Origin of the sequence: Microbulbifer salipaludis, assembly GCF_017303155.1 — a bacterium.
In the GTDB taxonomy this organism is placed as follows: domain Bacteria; phylum Pseudomonadota; class Gammaproteobacteria; order Pseudomonadales; family Cellvibrionaceae; genus Microbulbifer; species Microbulbifer salipaludis.
In genome coordinates this window covers 252,921-272,096 of record NZ_JAEKJR010000002.1, presented here as the reverse complement: position 1 = coordinate 272,096, position 19,176 = coordinate 252,921, and the positions used below count along the sequence as shown (strand labels likewise).

15 protein-coding genes are annotated in these 19,176 nt (G+C 57.9%); 12 read left to right on the top strand and 3 right to left on the bottom strand.

The genetic code is table 11. The features are described 5' to 3' along the window. Both JF535_RS06890 and modA read right to left on the bottom strand, forming a co-directional pair. Entirely contained in the window at positions 1–1,542 is a 1,542-nt protein-coding gene (locus JF535_RS06890) for a Re/Si-specific NAD(P)(+) transhydrogenase subunit alpha (RefSeq protein ID WP_207000637.1), read from the bottom strand. Between the two features lie 609 nt (positions 1,543–2,151). Further along, positions 2,152–2,961 carry a molybdate ABC transporter substrate-binding protein gene (modA, locus tag JF535_RS06885; RefSeq protein ID WP_207000635.1) on the bottom strand — a complete coding sequence of 270 codons (810 nt, stop codon included), beginning with the start codon at positions 2,959–2,961 and terminating at the stop codon, positions 2,152–2,154. 7 nt (positions 2,962–2,968) lie between these two features. On the opposite strand from modA, the gene JF535_RS06880 reads away from it, so the two are divergent. Continuing rightward, complete coding sequence (locus tag JF535_RS06880) at positions 2,969–3,109, top strand: hypothetical protein (RefSeq protein ID WP_207000633.1); 141 nt, start codon at positions 2,969–2,971, stop codon at positions 3,107–3,109. 44 nt (positions 3,110–3,153) lie between these two features. Here the strand turns inward: JF535_RS06880 and mobA are convergent, their stop codons facing one another. Next, a complete protein-coding gene (mobA, locus tag JF535_RS06875; protein ID WP_207000631.1) occupies positions 3,154–3,777 on the bottom strand; it encodes a molybdenum cofactor guanylyltransferase in 624 nt (207 codons plus the stop codon). A 269-nt stretch (positions 3,778–4,046) separates the two neighbouring features. Between mobA and JF535_RS06870 the strand changes: the two genes are divergently transcribed. The 11 genes from JF535_RS06870 (at position 4,047) to JF535_RS06820 (ending at position 19,093) form a co-directional block, all read left to right on the top strand. After that, positions 4,047–4,223 (top strand): hypothetical protein, encoded by a 177-nt coding sequence (locus JF535_RS06870; protein ID WP_207000628.1) that lies wholly within the window; start codon positions 4,047–4,049, stop codon positions 4,221–4,223. 7 nt (positions 4,224–4,230) lie between these two features. Beyond that, positions 4,231–4,833 carry an ANTAR domain-containing response regulator gene (locus tag JF535_RS06865; protein ID WP_207000626.1) on the top strand — a complete coding sequence of 201 codons (603 nt, stop codon included), beginning with the start codon at positions 4,231–4,233 and terminating at the stop codon, positions 4,831–4,833. A gap of 75 nt (positions 4,834–4,908) precedes the next feature. Then, on the top strand, positions 4,909–5,982 hold the full coding sequence (locus JF535_RS06860; protein ID WP_066967026.1) for a CmpA/NrtA family ABC transporter substrate-binding protein: 1,074 nt from the start codon (positions 4,909–4,911) through the stop codon (positions 5,980–5,982). 438 nt (positions 5,983–6,420) lie between these two features. Then, positions 6,421–7,899, top strand: coding sequence for a NarK family nitrate/nitrite MFS transporter (locus JF535_RS06855; RefSeq protein ID WP_207000624.1), 1,479 nt, complete (start codon positions 6,421–6,423; stop codon positions 7,897–7,899). A gap of 96 nt (positions 7,900–7,995) precedes the next feature. Next, positions 7,996–9,717 carry a bifunctional protein-serine/threonine kinase/phosphatase gene (locus JF535_RS06850; protein WP_340674136.1) on the top strand — a complete coding sequence of 574 codons (1,722 nt, stop codon included), beginning with the start codon at positions 7,996–7,998 and terminating at the stop codon, positions 9,715–9,717. A 404-nt stretch (positions 9,718–10,121) separates the two neighbouring features. Continuing rightward, complete coding sequence (nirB, locus tag JF535_RS06845) at positions 10,122–12,650, top strand: nitrite reductase large subunit NirB (protein WP_207000620.1); 2,529 nt, start codon at positions 10,122–10,124, stop codon at positions 12,648–12,650. Between the two features lie 220 nt (positions 12,651–12,870). Beyond that, a complete protein-coding gene (gene nirD, locus JF535_RS06840; RefSeq protein ID WP_207000618.1) occupies positions 12,871–13,224 on the top strand; it encodes a nitrite reductase small subunit NirD in 354 nt (117 codons plus the stop codon). 28 nt (positions 13,225–13,252) lie between these two features. Beyond that, complete coding sequence (locus tag JF535_RS06835; RefSeq protein ID WP_207000616.1) at positions 13,253–15,955, top strand: nitrate reductase; 2,703 nt, start codon at positions 13,253–13,255, stop codon at positions 15,953–15,955. 178 nt (positions 15,956–16,133) lie between these two features. Further along, on the top strand, positions 16,134–17,387 hold the full coding sequence (moeA, locus tag JF535_RS06830; protein WP_207000614.1) for a molybdopterin molybdotransferase MoeA: 1,254 nt from the start codon (positions 16,134–16,136) through the stop codon (positions 17,385–17,387). A gap of 171 nt (positions 17,388–17,558) precedes the next feature. Next, positions 17,559–18,245: a tRNA (guanosine(18)-2'-O)-methyltransferase TrmH gene (gene trmH / locus JF535_RS06825; protein WP_207000612.1), complete on the top strand. Its 687-nt coding sequence runs from the start codon at positions 17,559–17,561 to the stop codon at positions 18,243–18,245. A 119-nt stretch (positions 18,246–18,364) separates the two neighbouring features. Continuing rightward, positions 18,365–19,093, top strand: coding sequence for a dienelactone hydrolase family protein (locus JF535_RS06820; protein ID WP_207000610.1), 729 nt, complete (start codon positions 18,365–18,367; stop codon positions 19,091–19,093). Positions 19,094–19,176 lie beyond the last annotated feature (83 nt).

The following is a 19,176-nucleotide window of genomic DNA, read 5'->3' as shown; positions in this document are numbered from 1 at the left end:
TTAGCGACGGAACATTTTGAGCATACGGTGGGTAACAAAGAACCCGCCGAAGATATTGATACTGGCGAACAGCACCGCGATAAACGCCATGATCGTGACGATGAAGGAGCCGGTGGCCCCCACCTGCAACAGGGCACCGATAATCACGATACCGGAGATGGCGTTGGTCACACTCATCAGCGGCGTGTGCAGGGCGTGGGATACATTCCAGATCACCTGCCAGCCGATAAAGATTGCCAGCACAAACACGGTAAAGTGGGCCACAAAGTCCGCCGGCGCGGATTTGCCCAGTGCCAGTAACAGCGCACCAGCCACCGCCCAGAAGGCGATAAGCGACAGCGGGGAAGACTTCTTCTCCGGCTTGGGCTCCACTTGGATCTGCGGCTCCGGCTTTTTCTGCGGCGGTGCCGCGGAGATTTTCGGTGCGGGCGGCGGCCAGGTAATTTCCCCCTCCTTCACCACAGTGGCACCGCGGATCGCCTCATCCTCGAAGTTGATATCGATCTCGCCGTTCTTCTCCGGTGTCATATCGGTCAACAGGTGACACAGGTTAGTGGCATATAGCGTGGAGGACTGTGTGGCCGCGCGGCTTGGCAGGTTGGTGTAACCAAGGATGGTCACGCCGCTCTTGACGACTTTTTTGTCGGCTTCCGTAAAGTCGCAGTTGCCGCCCATTTCTGCGGCCAGATCCACCACCACAGAACCGTCGGCCATGGTTTCCACCATGTCCGCCAGCCACAGCTTCGGTGCCGGTTTGCCGGGAATCAGTGCGGTGGTGATAACGATGTCCACTTCCTTGGCCTGCTCTCGAAACAGGGCCATTTCCGCGTCGATAAATTCTTTCGACATCTGCTTGGCGTAGCCGCCGGTACCGGAGCCGTCTTCCTCGATTTCCACAGTGAGGAACTCTGCGCCCATAGACTCTACCTGCTCGCGTACTTCCGGGCGGGTATCGAAGGCGCGCACGATGGCACCCATGCTTTTCGCGGTGCCAATGGCAGACAGGCCGGCAACACCGGCACCTATGACCAGCACCTTGGCCGGCGGGATTTTGCCCGCGGCAGTGATCTGGCCAGTGAAGAAACGCCCAAACTCATGCGCCGCCTCGATTACCGCACGGTAACCGGCGATGTTGGCCATGGAGCTCAACGCATCCATTTTCTGTGCGCGGGAAATACGAGGAATGGACTCCACCGCCAGCGCATTGATGTTTTTGTCCGCTAGCTTTTTCAGCAGTGCCTCGTTTTGTGCCGGCTTGAGGAAGGCCACCAGCGTGGCGCCGCTGGGAATTAGATCCAGCTCCGCCTCATTGGGTTGCTGCACCTTCAGCACAATGCCCGCCTGGCTCAGGCACTCTGCGGCGTTGGCGCAAAGTTTAGCCCCCGCCTGTTCATATTCTGCATCGGGGAAGCTAGCAGCTTCACCGGCCCCCTGTTCGATGGCAACGTCAAAGCCGAGCGCCTGTAAGCGCTTTACGCTGGCTGGCGATGCCGCGACCCGCGCCTCGCCCGGCGCGGTTTCCTTTGGTATGGCAATAATCACCGTTTGTGCTCCCGTACAAAAATTGTCGTTTTTATCGATTTCTGAATATAGCGCCTGAACGAACTACCCCGATTGATGGGATCATTCTTTTACCATTGCTATTTAATCCCAAACCTAACTAATCCCGAATCGTTCGCACCGTCATCAGGATACTCTGATTCGAGGGCGAAAACGGATACCTCCGAAAAAATAGTTTTTCCGGAAAATTAAATGTATTTCGGCAGGGCCATGAATTAAAGAGAATAAATATCGGCAAAGGAAATAGAGGATTCTTATTACTCGTTTAGCGCAATACTATGGAAAATTTGGAAAATCGATTAAAAAACAGCAGAAACAGTTACCGAAGTAACGAATAACGCGAAGCTGAGCCTGACTTTGATGACTTTAGATAAATTTTATCGATTTTTATCGAGTAAACCCTCAAGTGCGAAAACTCAGTAAAAACTATTCACTCCGACTTGTATAAAAGAAGTTTTATTTAACTATTCCAAACGGTTTTTCAATATCACCAATAAATAATAACGCTTCGCTATGGATATAAGTCAGTAATGGAATAGGTAACGGTTAAAACTATTTATATTGGCAAGTCGAATACATTTCCGGGACCATTCACAAGTTCAATTTGGCACCTGAATCCACCCGCAAAAAACCCAACCCTTCCAATTGCTGTTGTACCGCATCGGACTGCAGATACTGCAACAGGCGGATGGCGAGATCGCGTTGGCGGGTGTTGCGTAGAATGACCATTTGCTGGTGAATGGGTGGGTGGAAGTGCGCGGGAATCCGCATGAACTGCCCATGACGTCCGGTGGCGAGCGCTTGCCCGTAAGGAATCAGCCCCATGTCGCCCTGCCCCTGGTGCAGGAGTATCTGGGCATGCCCCGCGTGCCCCGCAAATACCACCCGCCCTCGCAGCCGGGGCCACAGCCGCAGCTTTTTCAGCATGCGCACCGCGGCATCCCCATCCGGCGCCAGCTGCGGGTCGGCCACCACCAGCTTGTGCTTGCCACGCCCCAGTAACAGGATCAGCTGACGCGGCGTCAGGGTGGCGTCTTGACGGGCAAGGTTGGCGGCGAGGGTTGAGAAGCCCGAGGATTTATCCGCAGAGATCTGCCGATTGACCCACAGGGCCAACTGGCCCCGGGCGTAGGTCTGGCGACTGGCGGCGACAGTGAGGCCGGCTTTTTCCAGGAGTACCGGGCGAGCGCTGTCTGCAGACAGGAAAAGGTCAAAGGATTCACCGGCGCGAATCTGACTGTACAACAGGCCACTGGCACCGGCCGTGATTTTGAGACGGCACCCGCATTGGGACTCAAAATTTTCCCGCAGTGCCTCCACCGCCGGCTGAAAACCAGCATCCACCGCCAGCCTCAGCTCCGGCGGCTGGCGCGAACCGCAACTGCCAAGCAACAACAGCATGGCGCACGTGAGCAAACTTACCAGTAGCCGAACTCGCAACCCAGTAGCCATGGACACCAACCTCTCTGTCCCGGAAACCCTGATTCACCGGGGCTGCACCCCGGAAGCACCGCTGGCCTCTCACGCCATTGGCCTCACACACGTTTGATTGCACGCACCAGCGTGCCCCAGCCTCGGCAGGGCCAGAGCACCTCAAGGCAGCAGGCGCTGGAAGTCCTCTGGGCGGTTGACGTTCAGATGCCAATCACCATCGGGTTCTGGCAGCTGCATACACCCCAGATAGCCAAACAGCGCGCGCACCGACGCAATGACCTGACCGGTGACCGCTGCATCCAGGTATTTCCTGCAGCGATCATTGAGGGGCAACCAGCATGGCAGGTAAAAGTCCCCGATACAGACCACCTGCTCCACTGTCTGGCCCGCGGCGCACAGCTGATGCAGCAGTGCCGGACTCAGCAAGGGCATATCCACTGGCAGCACCAGCAGCGCATCGCACGCCAGCTTCTGGCTGTCCAGATGCCGCGCTATCGCCTGCAAACCACCAAGTGGCCCGGCGTCGGGGACCCGGTCCGGTATGCCCCCGGGGCGCGCACCGCTCACCATCGTCGGCATCATTACGATACCTTCTGACGGCTGCAGGCCATCGATCACATACCTGGCCTGCTCCAGAAGCGTACGTCCATGGGATAATTTTAGCAGGGCCTTGTCTTTTCCCATGCGGCTGGACTGGCCGCCGGCCAGTACCACCGGACACACCCGCTTCTGCACCGGCGCTCGGCCCCGCTCCTGACTGAAAAACTCGGAATTTGCCGTCATCTGTCGAAAAGGTTCCTGTACATCTACCCCAAACTCGTTACACCACTCTCCGGGGTTCCCCCGCCAGCGTCAAGCATACGTGGCATCCGGAAAGCTCGCCGGCAAGATTGGACTCCCTGCGTGCTGCTGCATGCCAGCCGCCAGAACGAGCAGACCTACGATGCTTTTCACGCCGAGTGGGGCTTCAGCGACCAGCTCTCACTCCACTATTTCTATATTATTACGCTGGCGGCTCAGTCGTTGTTTCTGGCATCAAGCTTGCAGCAACTTTGCATAAATTCTATAGCGTTCGCACCAGCCACAAGTTTGGCAACGAACTCGACCTGGTAGCGACCTATGCCATAACAAAAAATATCGGCCTGCTCGCCAAGTACGCTACCTACGATGCTGATACCTTCAGCAGCGATACGGACAAGTTCTGGCTGCAGTTCGAACTGAAGTTTTGACCAAGCGATGACGACCACACCTGTATCAGCATCTGTCAGTATCCTGCTGGTTGATGACCAGACCGAACGCGCCGCCATGGTGGCCGCGCAGCTCACCGCTGCCGGCTACAACCTGCTGGCGCAACTCTCCAGTGCCGAAGGCCTGCTATTCCAGGTCGAGAAGCACCGTCCGGACATCGTCCTGATCGATATCGAATCCCCAGACCGGGATATTCTCGAAAGCCTTTCCGTAATCAACCAGCACAACCCAACACCGGTGGCGATGTTCTCCGCCCGTGGCGGTGCCGAATTTATTACCAGCGCAGTCGAGGCCGGTGTCAGCGCTTATATGGCAGAGGGGCTTTCGGCGGAGCGCGTGGCACCGGCCATCGAGATCGCCATGGCCCAGTTCCGCAGCTACCAGCAGCTGCGGCAGTCTCTGCAGCGTACCCAGCAGCAGCTGGATGAACGCAAAATTATCGAGCGCGCCAAGGGACTGCTGATGGCGCGCAAGAATATCAGTGAGCAGGCGGCTCACCAGACCCTGCGCACCCTGGCCATGAACAGCAACTCCACCATGCGCAATGTGGCGGAACAAATCGTCGCCCATTTACAGGCGTCCATTCGATAACGCAGGAAGCAAGACAGCGTCCCAGAAAGTGCCGGAACCCAGCGCAAAAACTTTGAGATTACCGAGAGTACAACCGTGAGCAGCCTGCAAGCCGAAAAGCCTAACCTGAAACTCCTATACCTGCGCCTCACCGACAGCGCGCCCCTGATCATTGCCCGCGAACTGGGCCTGTTTGAACGCTATGGCCTGAAGGTCGAGCTGCAGCGGGAAACCTCCTGGGCTACATTGCGCGACAAATTGATCGGTGGTGCCGCCGATGCCGCCGCCATGCTGGCACCGATGCCACTGACCCTGAAACAGACCCTGCCGAACTGCGAGGAAGAGCTGCTCAGTGGCCTGATCCTGAGCTGTAACGGCAATGGCATTACCCTCTCGAAAACCCTTTACGATCGTCTTCAACCGGCAACCGATGACGCTGCGGGCACCGGCGCCGCACTCAGCGCGTTCATCCGCGCTCGCGCCGAAAGCGAAACCCCACTGACCTTTGCCAGCGTCTACCCCTTTTCCAGCCACACCCTGCAACTGCGCCATTGGCTGAGCAGCGCCGGCATCAACCCGGATACCGACGTGCGCCTGCTGGTTCTGCCACCGGAACAGATGGTGGATCATTTGCGCCGCGGCGATATCGACGGTTTCTGTGTAGGTGAACCCTGGAACACCATCGCCGTGCAGGAGGGTATCGGCGTGATTGCCACACCGAACAATGCCATGATGCCGGCGATGCCGGAAAAGGTGCTGGCGGTTACCCGCAGCTGGCACCAAACCAACCCGGCCACACATCTCGCGCTGCGCGCGGCGCTACTGGAAGCCTGCGGCTGGTTGAGCGATCGCAGCCAGCGCCGCGATGCCGTGGGTATCCTGGCACGACCTGAGTACCTGGATCTGCCGGAGGAAACTATCGCCCTGTCGCTGAACGACCAACTACTGCGTCGGCAGGATCGCGTACCCACGGAAAACACCGGCTGGCACCTCTTCGCCCACCCCCAGTCCGACCACGGACGTCCTACCGACAAGAAAGCGCGCGAATTGCTAATCCTGTGCAATGACATTGCCCCGGTCGACACCGATACCACACAACTATTTCAGGCAGATCTGTACCAGCAGACCCTGGACTTCATTCGACACCGCCACATCCGTGTCGCCACTTAGGCATACAGGGCTGCGGGAGCGTTAACCAGCCCCTCGCGCACGCACGCCTCCGGTGCACTCCCGCCCACCGGAGGCCCAAAACACCCCAAAACGGGGCGCCAGAAAAGTCCGCCGCACCATCACCGTGGCCGATCAGCGCCCTTCCGATTCCCCTCAGTACCACTTTTTCAGCGCGATGCGCCAAAGTTTTGCGCTGCCACGCACCAGAATTGAATCCATGCACGAATATCAGGCAGGGTGGCACAAATATTGAATTACTTACTGCAACACAGCGCGTGAGGTCAGCCCGGTTTACCCCGGGCTGCCATTGCGATACGGACAGCGAAGTCCACCGGCGGCAGCCAGGTTGCCCCGTGGGCTTTTTTTATGCCCGCAATTTGGGACGGTTGCCACGATGACGACAGGCTGACTCAGAACATCGACTAACGGGATAAAGGTATGTCCAGCGATTCTTTAAATCTGTTTTCCTTTAAAGGAAAGATCCGGGTGCTACATCTGACCTGGATCGCGTTCTTTATTACGTTCTTTGCCTGGTTCAACCACGCACCACTGTTGATGTCGATCGCTGACAGCCTGTCACTCACCTCCGATCAAGTAAAGACTCTGCTGATTCTGAACGTGACGCTGACCATCCCGGCGCGTGTCATCATCGGTATGCTGACCGATAAATACGGGCCGCGTCTGACCTACTCCCTGCTGCTGGCCATCGGCAGTATCCCCTGCTTTATCTTCGCACTGGCAGACAGCTTTGCCGCCGCCGCCATTGGCCGCTTCCTGCTGGGCTTTATCGGTGCAGGCTTTGTTATTGGTATCCGCATGGTGTCCGAGTGGTTTCCGGCCAAACAACTGGGTACGGCAGAAGGCATTTACGGCGGCTGGGGCAACTTTGGTTCCGCGGCCGCGGCCATGAGCCTGCCGACCATCGCACTATTGTTTGGTGGCGACACTCCAGGACAAGAGGGCTGGCGTTATGCCATCGGTCTCACCGGTGTGATTGCGCTGGTATACAGTGTGATCTACTACCGCTCAGTAACCGACACCCCCAAGGGCGGAACCTATTTCAAACCGAAGAAAATCGGCGGCATGGAAGTGTCCAGCCCTTCGGACTTCATCCTGCTGCTGATCATGAAAGTGCCGATGTACGCAGCACTGGCGCTACTCACCTGGAAGCTCTCTCCACATGGAGTCGGCATTCTGGCGCAGCCGGTGGCGGTTGTGATTTATGTGGCACTGGCAGCTCTGTATGTGTTTGATGCGAAGAAGTGTTACGACATCAATAAAGAGCTCTTCGTGCAGCTGCCAGAGCCGATTCACCGCTACAAGTTCAAGCAGGTGGCGGTTTTGAACATTCTGTACTTCGCGACCTTTGGCTCTGAACTTGCGGTAATTTCGATGTTACCGCTATTTTTCTCGGAGACCTTTACCCTGGATCCGGTGAAGGCGGGTCTGCTGGCTTCGGCTTATGCGTTTATGAACCTTATGTCTCGCCCGGCGGGCGGCCTGATCAGCGACCGGTTCGGGCGCAAGAGCACATTGCTGATCCTGACAGCTGGCCTGGCGCTGGGTTACCTGACCATGAGCATGATCGATAGCGAGTGGCCGCTGTATCTGGCGGTGGCTGCGGCGATGGCATGCTCGTTCTTCGTGCAGTCGGGTGAGGGCGCGGTATTTGCGGTGGTACCACTGATCAAGCGTCGCCTGACCGGGCAGATTGCGGGAATGACCGGGGCTTACGGCAATGTAGGCGCGGTGTTTTACCTCACGGTATTGAGCATGGTTTCGTACGAGACCTTCTTCCTGGTAATTGCCGGCACTGCGGTGCTCGGCTTTGTCACGCTGTTGTTCCTGGAGGAGCCGGAAGGTCAGATGGCAGAGGTCATGCCGGATGGTAGTGTTTCTCTGATTGACGTTGCTTAATTTAAATTCCCGGGCAGCCGTTAACAGGTTCCCGGGCCCACTCCATCACTTACTATTGCCGGCACCAATTTGAACACCACCTGCGAAACCATCACTGTGCCCGATTCCGACCTACAGGCTTCCAATTCCGAAAACCTCGAGTTCGCGACGGCCACTGAGTGCGGCCAGCGCGCTTACAACGACGACGCGGTTGCGGTCTACCGGGCCACAGGCAGCGATCGGCGTTACCGCGGTTCACTGGTGGCGATTGCGGATGGCGTTGGCAGTGCCGAGGCCGGGGGTGCAGCGGCGCGGGCGGCGGTGAGCGGGTTTATTTCCGACTATTACAGTACGCCGGACTCCTGGTCGGTGAAGCAGGCGGCTGCGCGGGTCTTGCACGCGCTCAATAGCTGGCTGTATCGCCAGAGCGGCGGTGCCGATGAGGTGCAGCGGGGCTGGCTGACGACCTTTTCGGCGGTGGTGCTGAAGGGAGCCACGGCGCATCTGATCCATATTGGCGACTCGCGTATTTACCGGTTGCGGGATGGCAAGCTGGAGTGCCTGACACAGGATCACAGTCGCACCCTGGGACCGGGGCGGACGTTCTTAAGCCGGGCGCTGGGCATGGATGCGCATATCGAGGTGGATTACCGGCAGGAGTCGCTGGAACCGGGCGACCTGTTTTGTGTGACGACGGATGGAATTCACGACTTCTTGCCCCACAGGCAGTTCGCCCACCTGCTCACTGAACATCAACTACAAGCGGCGCAGCCATTGCTGGCGGCTGCGCTGGATAACGGTAGCGAGGACAATCTGAGCCTGGCGTTGTGCCGGGTGAATGTCGTGGACTCACTGGAGGCGGAGGATGTGATACTGGCGACGAGCCAGCTGCCCTTTCCGCCACCTTTGCAGCCGGGCAACAAGATCGACGGCTACGAGGTACTGCAGGAGCTGCATGCGAGCAGCCGCAGCTATTTGTACCTGGTGCGGGATATGACATCCCACGCGCTGCGCGCTTTGAAAGCACCGTCAGAAAACTTTAGTGATGACCCAGCCTATATAGAGCGGTTCATTGCTGAGGAATGGACTGGGCGCCGGCTCGAGCACCCGGCCATTGTAAAGGTGTTTCCGCCACGCAAGGAACGCAAGTTCCTCTATCACGTCCTGGAGTATGTAGATGGACAGAATCTGCGGCAGTGGATGCAGCTGAACCCGGAGCCACCACTGAATCACGTACGTAACCTGATTGAGCAATTGGTGAGCGCACTGCGCCGTCTGCAGCGGCTGGAGATCGTGCACGGGGACCTGAAGCCAGAAAATATCATGTTGGATTCTTCCGGCCGTCTGAAGTTAATCGACCTGGGCGGCGCCAATGCGGCTGGCTTGGAGGAATTGTTGCGCTACCAAGGCAGCGCGCCACCGGGCAGCAAAAATTACTGTGCACCGGAATATTTCTGTGGGGATGCGGCCAGCCACCGATCGGATATTTTTTCTCTCGGGGTCATTGCCTATGAGCTACTGACCGGTCATTACCCCTATAAGGAACGTTTCGGCAGCAGTCACTATCAATTGAAGAGTTACGCCAGCCTGAAGTATCTGAGTGCGCGCAAGCACCGGAATGATATTCCAGACTGGATCGACGGCGCCCTGCGCCGTGCCTGCGCACCCGACCCCAAAACACGCTACCCGGCGCTGTCCGAGTTCGTACACGATCTTCGCACGCCGAACAAGCGCTTCAACACCGCCGACAAGCCGCCACTAATGGAGCGCAATCCATTGCTGTTCTGGCAAATTGTCGCGGCGCTTGCGATTTTTTCGCATCTTTTATATTTCCTGTAAGCGCCGTATAAAAGACCTTAGGCAACGCGGCGCTTTATTCAGACGACTTGCCCCCCCAGAGTCACGCCATACCTGTCGCTACATCATAAGAACTTGCATCACAGAAAATTTCACCCGCACTGCTTTGAGGCAAAACCCCACCCAGCGCACCACTTTATTGCATCCCGAATGCCCCGGTTATCGCCAAGCCGCAACAACACAGTACGATGACCGGGTTTTTACCGGTGGAAGAAATTGGCACAGAGATTGAATACCAATAGTCACAATTCGAAATTCTTTCAGCAAGGCAACGGCGCCTGACACTCTTCGACAGAAGAGGGGACGCCCGTGAGCCTCTCGCTCCCCAGGCCCTCCCCCCAGCGCTTCACTTCTGTCGAACGATTCAGGCACAAACGGCAGAGATTATGGTTAAGCAAAAAATCGTCGTCATCGGCAACGGCATGGTGGGTCACCACTTTCTGGAACAACTGGCAAACCGTCCCGAACGGGAACTGTTTGACGTACTCGTTTTCTGCGCCGAACCCCGTCCCGCCTACGACCGGGTTCACCTCTCCGAGTACTTCGGCGGTCGCACCGCCGACGACCTGGCCATGGGCAAGGTGGAGCAGTACCGCGAATGGGGCTACGATCTGCGCCTGAACGATGCAGCCGTCAGCATTGATCGCGAAAATAAAATCGTGACTTCCGCTAGCGGTGCTTCCGCAGCGTACGACCACCTGGTTCTGGCCACCGGCTCCTACCCCTTTGTGCCGCCAATTCCCGGCCACAAGCACGACAAGTGCTTTGTTTACCGCACTATTGAAGACCTCGACAACATCCAGGCCGCCGCCAAAGACGGCAAGGTGGGCGTGGTTGTGGGCGGTGGCCTGCTGGGCCTGGAAGCGGCCAACGCACTCAAGCAGCTGGGTCTGGAAGCCCACGTGGTGGAGTTCGCCCCGGGCCTGATGTCCGTGCAGCTGGACGAAGGCGGCTCCAAGCTGCTGCGCGAAAAGATCCAGGCGCTGGGCGTAACCGTCCACACCAGCACCGCCACGGAGCTGATTGAAGAGGTCGATGGCCGCCGCCTGCGCATGAACTTCAAAGGCGACAAGTCCCTGGATACCGATCTGATCGTATTTTCTGCCGGCATCCGTCCGGAAGATAGCCTGGCGAAGTCCGCCGGTATCGAGCTGGGTGAGCGCGGCGGTATCGTGGTCGACAACCACTGCCGCACATCCGATAAGAACATTTACGCCATCGGTGAGTGTGCCCTGTTCAATAACTTTATCTTCGGTCTGGTAGCCCCCGGCTACACCATGGCACGCACCGCTGTTTCCCTGCTGTGTGGGGAGGCGGCGGAGTTCAACGGTGCGGACATGAGCACCAAGCTGAAACTGCTGGGCGTGGAAGTAGGCTCCATTGGCGACGCCCATGGCCGTGCGGAAGGCTCCGCGGCGATCACCTTCGTGGACGAGCAGACCGGCGTGTACAAGCGGATGATTACCGACCGCGAAGGCAAGAAACTGCGCGGTGCCGTACTGGTGGGCGACACCGGTGATTACGACACCCTGCTGCAATATCACCTGAACGATATGGACCTGCCGGAGCACCCGGAGCAATTGATCCTGCCGGCTCTGGACGGCGCAGCACCGGCACTGGGGGCCGATGCGCTGCCAGATACCGCCACCATCTGCTCCTGTCACAACGTGAGCAAGGGCGATATTGTCGGCGCGGTTCAGGGTGGTTGCTGCTCTTTAGGCGAGGTCAAGGACTGCACCAAGGCATCCACCGGCTGTGGCGGCTGTGCGGCGCTGCTGAAAAATGTAGTGGATACAGAGCTCGCCGCGCTGGGTGTGGAAGTCAATAACGATCTGTGCCCACATTTCCCTTACACCCGCCAGGAAATTTTCCATATGGTGCAGGTGGAGGAAATTAAAACCTTTGACGAGCTGCTGCACAGGCATGGCACCGGCAAGGGCTGTGAAATCTGTAAGCCGACGGCGGCATCCATCTTTGCCTCCCTGTGGAATGAACATATCCATAACAAGCCCCACGTTGGCCTGCAGGATACCAACGATACGTTCATGGCGAATATGCAGAAAAACGGGACCTATTCCGTGGTACCGCGTATTGCCGGTGGTGAAATCACCCCGGACAAGCTGATTGTTCTCGGGCAGGTGGCGAAGAAGTATGACCTGTACACCAAGATCACCGGCGGCCAGCGGATCGACCTGTTCGGCGCACGCTTGGAGGAACTGCCGGAGATCTGGCGCGAGCTGACCGATGCGGGCTTTGAGACGGGCCACGCTTACGGAAAGTCTTTGCGTACGGTGAAGTCCTGTGTCGGCAGTACCTGGTGTCGCTTCGGGGTGCAGGACAGTGTGGGCATGGCGCTCACCGTGGAGAACCGCTACAAGGGCCTGCGTTCGCCACACAAGATCAAGATGGCGGTTTCCGGTTGCACCCGCGAGTGTGCAGAGGCACAGAGTAAGGATATCGGGGTGATTGCGACGGAAAACGGCTGGAACCTGTACGTCTGTGGCAACGGAGGTATGCGCCCGCGCCATGCAGACCTGTTTGCAACAGATCTGGACGATGTGACTCTGATTAAATATATCGATCGGGTGTTGATGTTCTATGTGCGCACGGCCGACAAGCTGCAGCGTACGTCGGTGTGGATGGAGAACCTGGAAGGGGGGCTGGATTACCTGCGTGAGGTGGTCATCGAGGACAAGCTTGGTATCTGCGACGAACTGGAACGCCAGATGGGCAATGTGGTTGGCACCTACCAGTGTGAATGGAAAACCGCAATCAATGACCCGGAGATGCTGAAGCGCTTCCGCCAGTTTGTGAACACCGACGAGAAAGACGAGAAGATCGTGTTCGTGGAAGAGCGCAAGCAACGTCGCCCGGCCACTGAAGAAGAAATCGTCAAGATTGCGGAACCGGCTTAGGGGCTTTTTTAGCCCGGTGGCGGTGGAGCACCGGGTGTAAAGTTTCAGGACCACTGTAAACCCATCCCTGGGCGTTGCGGCGCAAACTTCCTGTTTGCGACGCTCCTGAAACTTTACACCCGGCACTCCACCTTCACATCAAGCCTCGGATGCTTGAACAAATAGCGAATTTACCAACCTTTACCACCTTACTCTTTCCATCCCTAAGTGGAGAACCAGAATGAGCGAAGTTGCCATAACCCGCGCCGAATGGCTGCAAGTCTGCAAGCGATCAGATCTTGTAGCCAATTCCGGTGTATGCGCTCTTGTGGGCGGTCGTCAGATTGCCCTGTTTTTTTTACCTGACCAGGAGCCCCAGCTGTACGCCATCGACAACTGGGACCCTATTGCCAATGCCGGCGTTATTGGCCGCGGCTTGGTTGCAGAAATCAACGGTGACCTGTCCGTGGCATCACCGCTGTATAAGCAACACTACCGGCTGACCGATGGCCAGTGTCTGGAAGAGGAAGACATCCAGCTGGATACCTTTCCCATTGCCTTTGAAGGCGATGATGTTTTGATTCAGGTCGGTTAATCCAACGCACATAAACAAGCAGTCGACGATGGCATTAACAAAACTGTTCAGCGCCCGCAGGTCCTGCACCACCTGCCCTTATTGCGGGGTGGGGTGTGGGGTGGCGGCGACGCGGGAGTCCAGCCCGGCCACGGGTGAGGAGGTCATCCGAATTCAGGGGGACACGCAGCATCCAGCAAATTTTGGAAAGCTGTGCGTCAAGGGCTCTTCCCTGGCGGATACGCTCGGTGACCAAGGGCGGCTGTTAACGCCACAGTTGCACGGCGAGGAGTGTGACTGGGATACGGCAATGGAATTTGCCGCGTCCAGGCTGCGCGCGACCATCGATGAGCACGGACCGGATTCTGTGGCGTTTTACCTGTCCGGCCAGTTGCTGACAGAGGACTATTACGTGGCCAACAAGCTGATGAAAGGGTTTATCGGCACGGCCAACGTGGATACCAATTCCCGCCTATGCATGTCCTCTGCCGTAGCCGCCTACAAACGCGCGTTTGGCGCGGACGCGGTGCCCTGCAATTACGACGATCTGGACGAGGCGGAGCTGGTGGTACTGATCGGTTCCAATGCCGCCTGGACCCATCCGATTCTGTTCCAGCGCATGCAGGCAGCCAAGGCCAAGCTGGTGGTAATCGACCCGCGCGGCAGTGTCACTACGGAAATGGCGGATCTGCACCTGGCGATTACCCCAGGCAGTGATGCGGCGCTGTTTAACGGGTTACTGCATTACCTGACCGAATCCGGTGCGCTTGATCAGCGATTTATCGACAATCACACGGAAAACTTTGCCGATACGCTCTACGCCGCAGCGGAATGGACACCGGAGAAGGTGGCGAAATACTGCAGCGTCGATCTGGAACAGTTACTCGAATTCTATGCGCTGTACAGTAGAACCGAGAAGACGGTCAGCTTCTATTCCCAGGGTGTCAACCAGTCCAGTACCGGCACCGACAAAAACAACACCATTATCAATTGCCACCTGGCTACCGGACGCATCGGCAAGCCGGGTTGCGGCCCCTTCTCCATCACCGGCCAGCCCAATGCCATGGGCGGTCGCGAAGTGGGCGGTCTGGCGAATATGCTCGCCGCGCATATGGACTTCACCGAGGACAATATCGACCGCGTCGGCCGGTTCTGGAGTGCCGCGAAGATGGCACAGGGCCCCGGTCTGAAGGCGGTGGAGCTGTTTGATGCGGTGGAAAGCGGCCAAATCAAGGCGGTGTGGATCATGGCCACCAACCCGGCGGTGAGTATGCCCAACGCCCGCCGCGTGGCTGCCGCACTGAAACAGTGCCCCACGGTGATTGTGTCCGACTGCGTGGGCGATACCGATACCGCGCGCTGTGCCGACCTGCTGCTGCCCGCCACTACCTGGGGGGAAAAGACTGGCACCGTCACCAACTCCGAGCGCCGCATCTCCCGCCAGAAAAGTTTCCTGCCCAAACCGGGCGCGGCACGCCACGATTGGGAGATTGTGTGCGATGTGGCCAGGCGTCTCGGATTCGGCGAAGCCTTTGCGTTTGAATCCCCGGCAGATATATTTCGCGAGCACGCTGCCCTGTCCGGTTTTGAAAACAACCGCGAGCAGGCCCGCCGCGCCTTCGACATTTCCGCACTGGCGAATATTAGCGATCAGGAATACGACTTCCTTACCCCGGTGCAATGGCCGGTCAATGGAGCACATCCGCAGGGTACGCCGCGCCTGTTCGGCGATGGTGATTTCTACACACCCAGCGGCCGCGCCCGCTTCATTGCGGTTCAGCCACAGTGCCCGAAACAGGAAACCCGCGACGAATATCCGTTGATACTGAACAGCGGCCGCTTGCGCGATCAGTGGCACACCATGACCCGCACCGGCCGTGCGCGTAAACTGCTGGATCACAGTGAGGCACCGGAGCTACACGTACACCCGCAGGAAGCTTCAAAGTTCGGTATCGAAGACGCGCAACTGGTGCGCGTAGCAAGCGAAAAAGGCCAATTTTTTGGCCGTGCCAGGATCACTGCCAGCCAGAAACCGGGCCAACTGTTTGCCCCGATCCACTGGAGCGACAGCCTCGCCCACAACGCCACCGTCAGTGCCCTCGCCATTCCGTTCACCGACCCGGTGTCTGGCCAGCCAGAGCTAAAACAGGTTGCGGTAAAACTGGAACCCCTCATTGCCCACAGTTACGCCTGCCTGCTGCTGCGCACCAAAGCCGCCGAAGAGCTCCACAGCCGATTGCAGGCCGGCGACTCGCAGCTGTTTGAAACCATCCTCCACTGGTACCGGGTACCGGTAGAAGGCGGCTATCGCTTTGAACTGGCCTTGAAGAAACAGCCAGACTGGCAGGCCGTAGCCGAAAAGCTGTTTAACCTGAGCGGCAAGCAGCTTAATCGTAAACAATTGCAGCTGCCCAGTGGTGAACGCTGGCTGCTGCATAGCGAACATATGGAATTGCTGGTATTTACCAGTGCGGCTTGGCAGACCCTGCCCGACCGCAAGACTCTGGAAAGTGCATTGCAGCAGCCCCTGCCAGACGCTCCCGCCACACTCCTCCACGACGTGCCGGCCGGCGCGCAGATGGTATGCACCTGCCTGCAGGTTTCCCGCAAGGAAATCGAAGCCGCGATTGCTGAGGGTGCGGCATCGGTTGACGAACTGAGTGAATTGCTGGGATGTGGAACCAACTGTGGTTCCTGTAAGCCGGAAATTTCCGCGCTGCTGAATACCGATCTCGCGGTCACCGTCGGGTAAATGGTGGATGCGCTGCGCTTATCCACCCTACTGAAGTATTTCTACAACCCCCATACCGTAGGGTGGATAAGCGCAGCGCATCCACCATCCTTCTCAATTTTCACATCTCAGCGCTTGGCAAATCCCACCCAGCCCAGCTATCTTCTCGACCAACCAGAAAATATTTAAGGCAATAACAATGACGGATGTCTGTGCAGAAAACGGCCTGCGTTCCGTAGAGACCGCCAAGCAGATGTTGATCGACAGTATCCACCTGATTACTGCTACCGAAACGATTCCCCTGGGCCAGGCCTGTGGCCGGGTACTGGCAGAACCGGTACTGGCGGCACTGGACCTGCCTCCCTGCGACAACTCCGCTATGGACGGCTACGCTCTGTGTGGTGCACACGACAGTTACAACATCATCGGCAAAAGCCTCGCCGGCCACCCGTTTAGCGGGGCCCTGGAACCGGGACAGGCCATTCACATCACCACCGGCGCTGCCGTCCCCTCTGGTGCGGATAGAGTGCAGATGCAGGAAAACTGCACCCTGGACGGCGACCAGCTCACCATGCGCCGCCCCGCCAAACCCGGCGAAAATATTCGCCGCCGCGGCGAAGACGTGCACACCGGCCAGAGCCTGATCCCGCTGGGTTCCAAAATCAAAGTTCCGCACATTGCCCTGCTCGCTGGCGCGGGCGTGGCGGAAGTGACGGTGGTGCGCAAACTCAAGGCGGCGTTGCTGTCCATCGGTGACGAGCTGAAACCCATCGGCACGCCGCCCGCGGCTTTGGGCGATGGGGATATTTACGATAGCAACCGTATTGCCCTGCAAGCTGCATTGGAGCAGCTGAACGTAGATATCCTCGACCTTGGGTGCTGGCCGGACCAACCGGACAAGATTCGCGAGGCGTTTATACAAGCTCGCGATAATGCGGATTTTGTGGTTACCAGCGGCGGGGTTTCTGTAGGCGAGGCGGACTTTACCAAAACCGTTTTGCAGGAACTCGGGGAAATCGACTTCTGGAAACTGGCCATCAAACCCGGCAAACCGTTTGCCTTCGGCCGCCTGCCCAAATCCGACGGTGAAACCCTGTTCTTCGGCCTCCCCGGCAACCCGGTCTCCGCGATTGTCACACTTCACCAACTGGTTGTTCCCGCACTGGAAAAACTGCGCGGCACCGCTGCACAATACCGCCAGCCGCCACTTCAGGTGCGTGCGCGCCTACTAAACAATATCCGCAAAAAACCCGGCCGCACGGACTACCAGCGCGGTTTTACTTATCGCGATGAAGATGGAATTCAGGTGGTGGAGACTCGTGGCATCCAGGGAAGCCATATTCTCTCCGGCTTTGCGGCGGCCAACTGTTTTGTTGTTTTGCCTCGGGAAGGCGAGGATTGCGAGACCGGGGATTGGGTTACTGTGGAGCCCTTTACCGCGCCTCTCGCGTAGTTCTTGGTTCGGGGTCCCGAGTAAGCGAGCTCAGTGGCTGGAAAGCACCGATGCAAAGGTGTACCCGGTAGCAGTGCCGCCACTTGGCAAGCCAAGCGGGCACCACGAAACCTGACACAACCCACAATGCTATAATCCGCGGCCTGACCAGTTTCCCAAGATAGAAGTACCATGAGCCGCAGCCGCTACGAGAAATTCAAGCAGGTGCTCCGCCAGCGCCAGCACGACATGACCATCCTCACCGACCAGGTGCACAAAGGCCAGAACATCTCCGCCATGCTGCGCACCGCCGACGCGGTCGGCATTCCCGAAATCCACATGGTACAGACCAGCTACGGCCACCGGATTTACCACAACACCGCCGGCGGCAGCGGCCGCTTCACGGGTAACAGCGTTTACCCCGATATCCAGTCCGGCATAGCCGAACTCAAAAGCCGCGGTATGCACCTCTACGCGGCCCACTGGTCCGACCGCGCCATCGACTTTCGTGAAGCCGACTACACCAGGCCGTTCGCCCTCATCATGGGCGCCGAGAAAGATGGCCTCAGTGACTATGCCGCAGAACACGCCGACGACCATGTGACCATCCCAATTATTGGCATGGTAGAAAGCTACAATGTCAGCGTCGCCGCCGCGATTATTTTGCAGGAAGCGATGTATCAGCGGACCAGGGCGGGGATGTATGAGAATAAAGAGCTCGACGAAGAAGATCCGGAAATAAAAGATATTCTGTTTCGCTGGATGCATCCGAAAATGGTCAGATACTGCGAACAACACGGGCTGCCATTTCCGGAGCTGGATGAGGACGGCGATATTATTCCGCCGAAGGACTTAAAGTACCGCCGTCCTAATCAGTAGTGCAATAAGTAGCGAAAAGGCAAAGCACACTACCCAAGTACTGCCGCCCGTTGCACCCGGTCCAGTACCCATCTACCCTTGGCACAACTTTTCCAAGACCACTCTCCAGGGAGGAAGCAATGCACACCGAAGAAATCGAATACACCGTCGATGGCGAATCCTTTACCGGCTACCTGGCCTACGATGAGACTATCGAAGGCAAACGTCCCGCCGTTCTTCTGCTGCATGAGTGGTGGGGGCTCAACGATTTTACCCGCGAGGAAGCCGAGCGCCTCGCCGCTGAAGGCTTTACCGCCTTCGCCCTCGACATGTACGGTACCGGCCTGGGTGCCGACAACCCCAACGATGCCGCCGCCCTTATGAACAAAACCCTCGAAACCGAAGGCGCCCCCCTCAAACGCTTCCAGGCGGCGCTGGACCTCGTCAACGGTCACGAAACCGTCGAAGCCGGTGAAATTGCCGCCCAGGGTTATTGCTTTGGCGGTGCCGTCGCGCTCACCATGGCGCGCCTCGGCCTGCCATTGAAAGGCGTGGTCAGCTTCCACGGTGCGCTGGAAACCGAGGTGCAAATCAAGCCCGGCGACGTCAAGGCACAGATACAGGTTTACACCGGCGGCGACGACGACATGATCCCCGCCGAGCACGTCGCCAACTTTGTTCTGGAAATGCAGAGCGCCGGTGTCCGCTTCGATGTGAGCAGCTACCCGGGTGTGAAGCACGGCTTTACCAACCCCGCCGCCACCGGGCGCGGTGAAAATTTTGGCATTCCCCTCGCCTACAACGAAGACGCCGCCAATGACGCCTACGAAGGTGCCATCGCCTTCTACAACAAAATATTCGACTTCTAAGCAAGCCAAACCAGCCGCTACTGTCGATACCCAGTGGCACCGGACGCCGCCTTCGAGGCAGAATGGCCGGTGCCAGTGAATGC

Bases quoted from the DNA above. Each gene is read 5' to 3' on its own strand.
- moeA (WP_207000614.1), top strand. From the start codon at position 16,134: ATGACGGATGTCTGTGCAGAAAACGGCCTGCGTTCCGTAGAGACCGCC.
- mobA (WP_207000631.1), bottom strand. From the start codon at position 3,777: ATGACGGCAAATTCCGAGTTTTTCAGTCAGGAGCGGGGCCGAGCGCCG.
- JF535_RS06820 (WP_207000610.1), top strand. From the start codon at position 18,365: ATGCACACCGAAGAAATCGAATACACCGTCGATGGCGAATCCTTTACC.
- nirB (WP_207000620.1), top strand. From the start codon at position 10,122: ATGGTTAAGCAAAAAATCGTCGTCATCGGCAACGGCATGGTGGGTCAC.
- trmH (WP_207000612.1), top strand. From the start codon at position 17,559: ATGAGCCGCAGCCGCTACGAGAAATTCAAGCAGGTGCTCCGCCAGCGC.
- modA (WP_207000635.1), bottom strand. From the start codon at position 2,961: ATGCTGTTGTTGCTTGGCAGTTGCGGTTCGCGCCAGCCGCCGGAGCTG.
- JF535_RS06865 (WP_207000626.1), top strand. From the start codon at position 4,231: ATGACGACCACACCTGTATCAGCATCTGTCAGTATCCTGCTGGTTGAT.
- JF535_RS06855 (WP_207000624.1), top strand. From the start codon at position 6,421: ATGTCCAGCGATTCTTTAAATCTGTTTTCCTTTAAAGGAAAGATCCGG.
- JF535_RS06835 (WP_207000616.1), top strand. From the start codon at position 13,253: ATGGCATTAACAAAACTGTTCAGCGCCCGCAGGTCCTGCACCACCTGC.
- nirD (WP_207000618.1), top strand. From the start codon at position 12,871: ATGAGCGAAGTTGCCATAACCCGCGCCGAATGGCTGCAAGTCTGCAAG.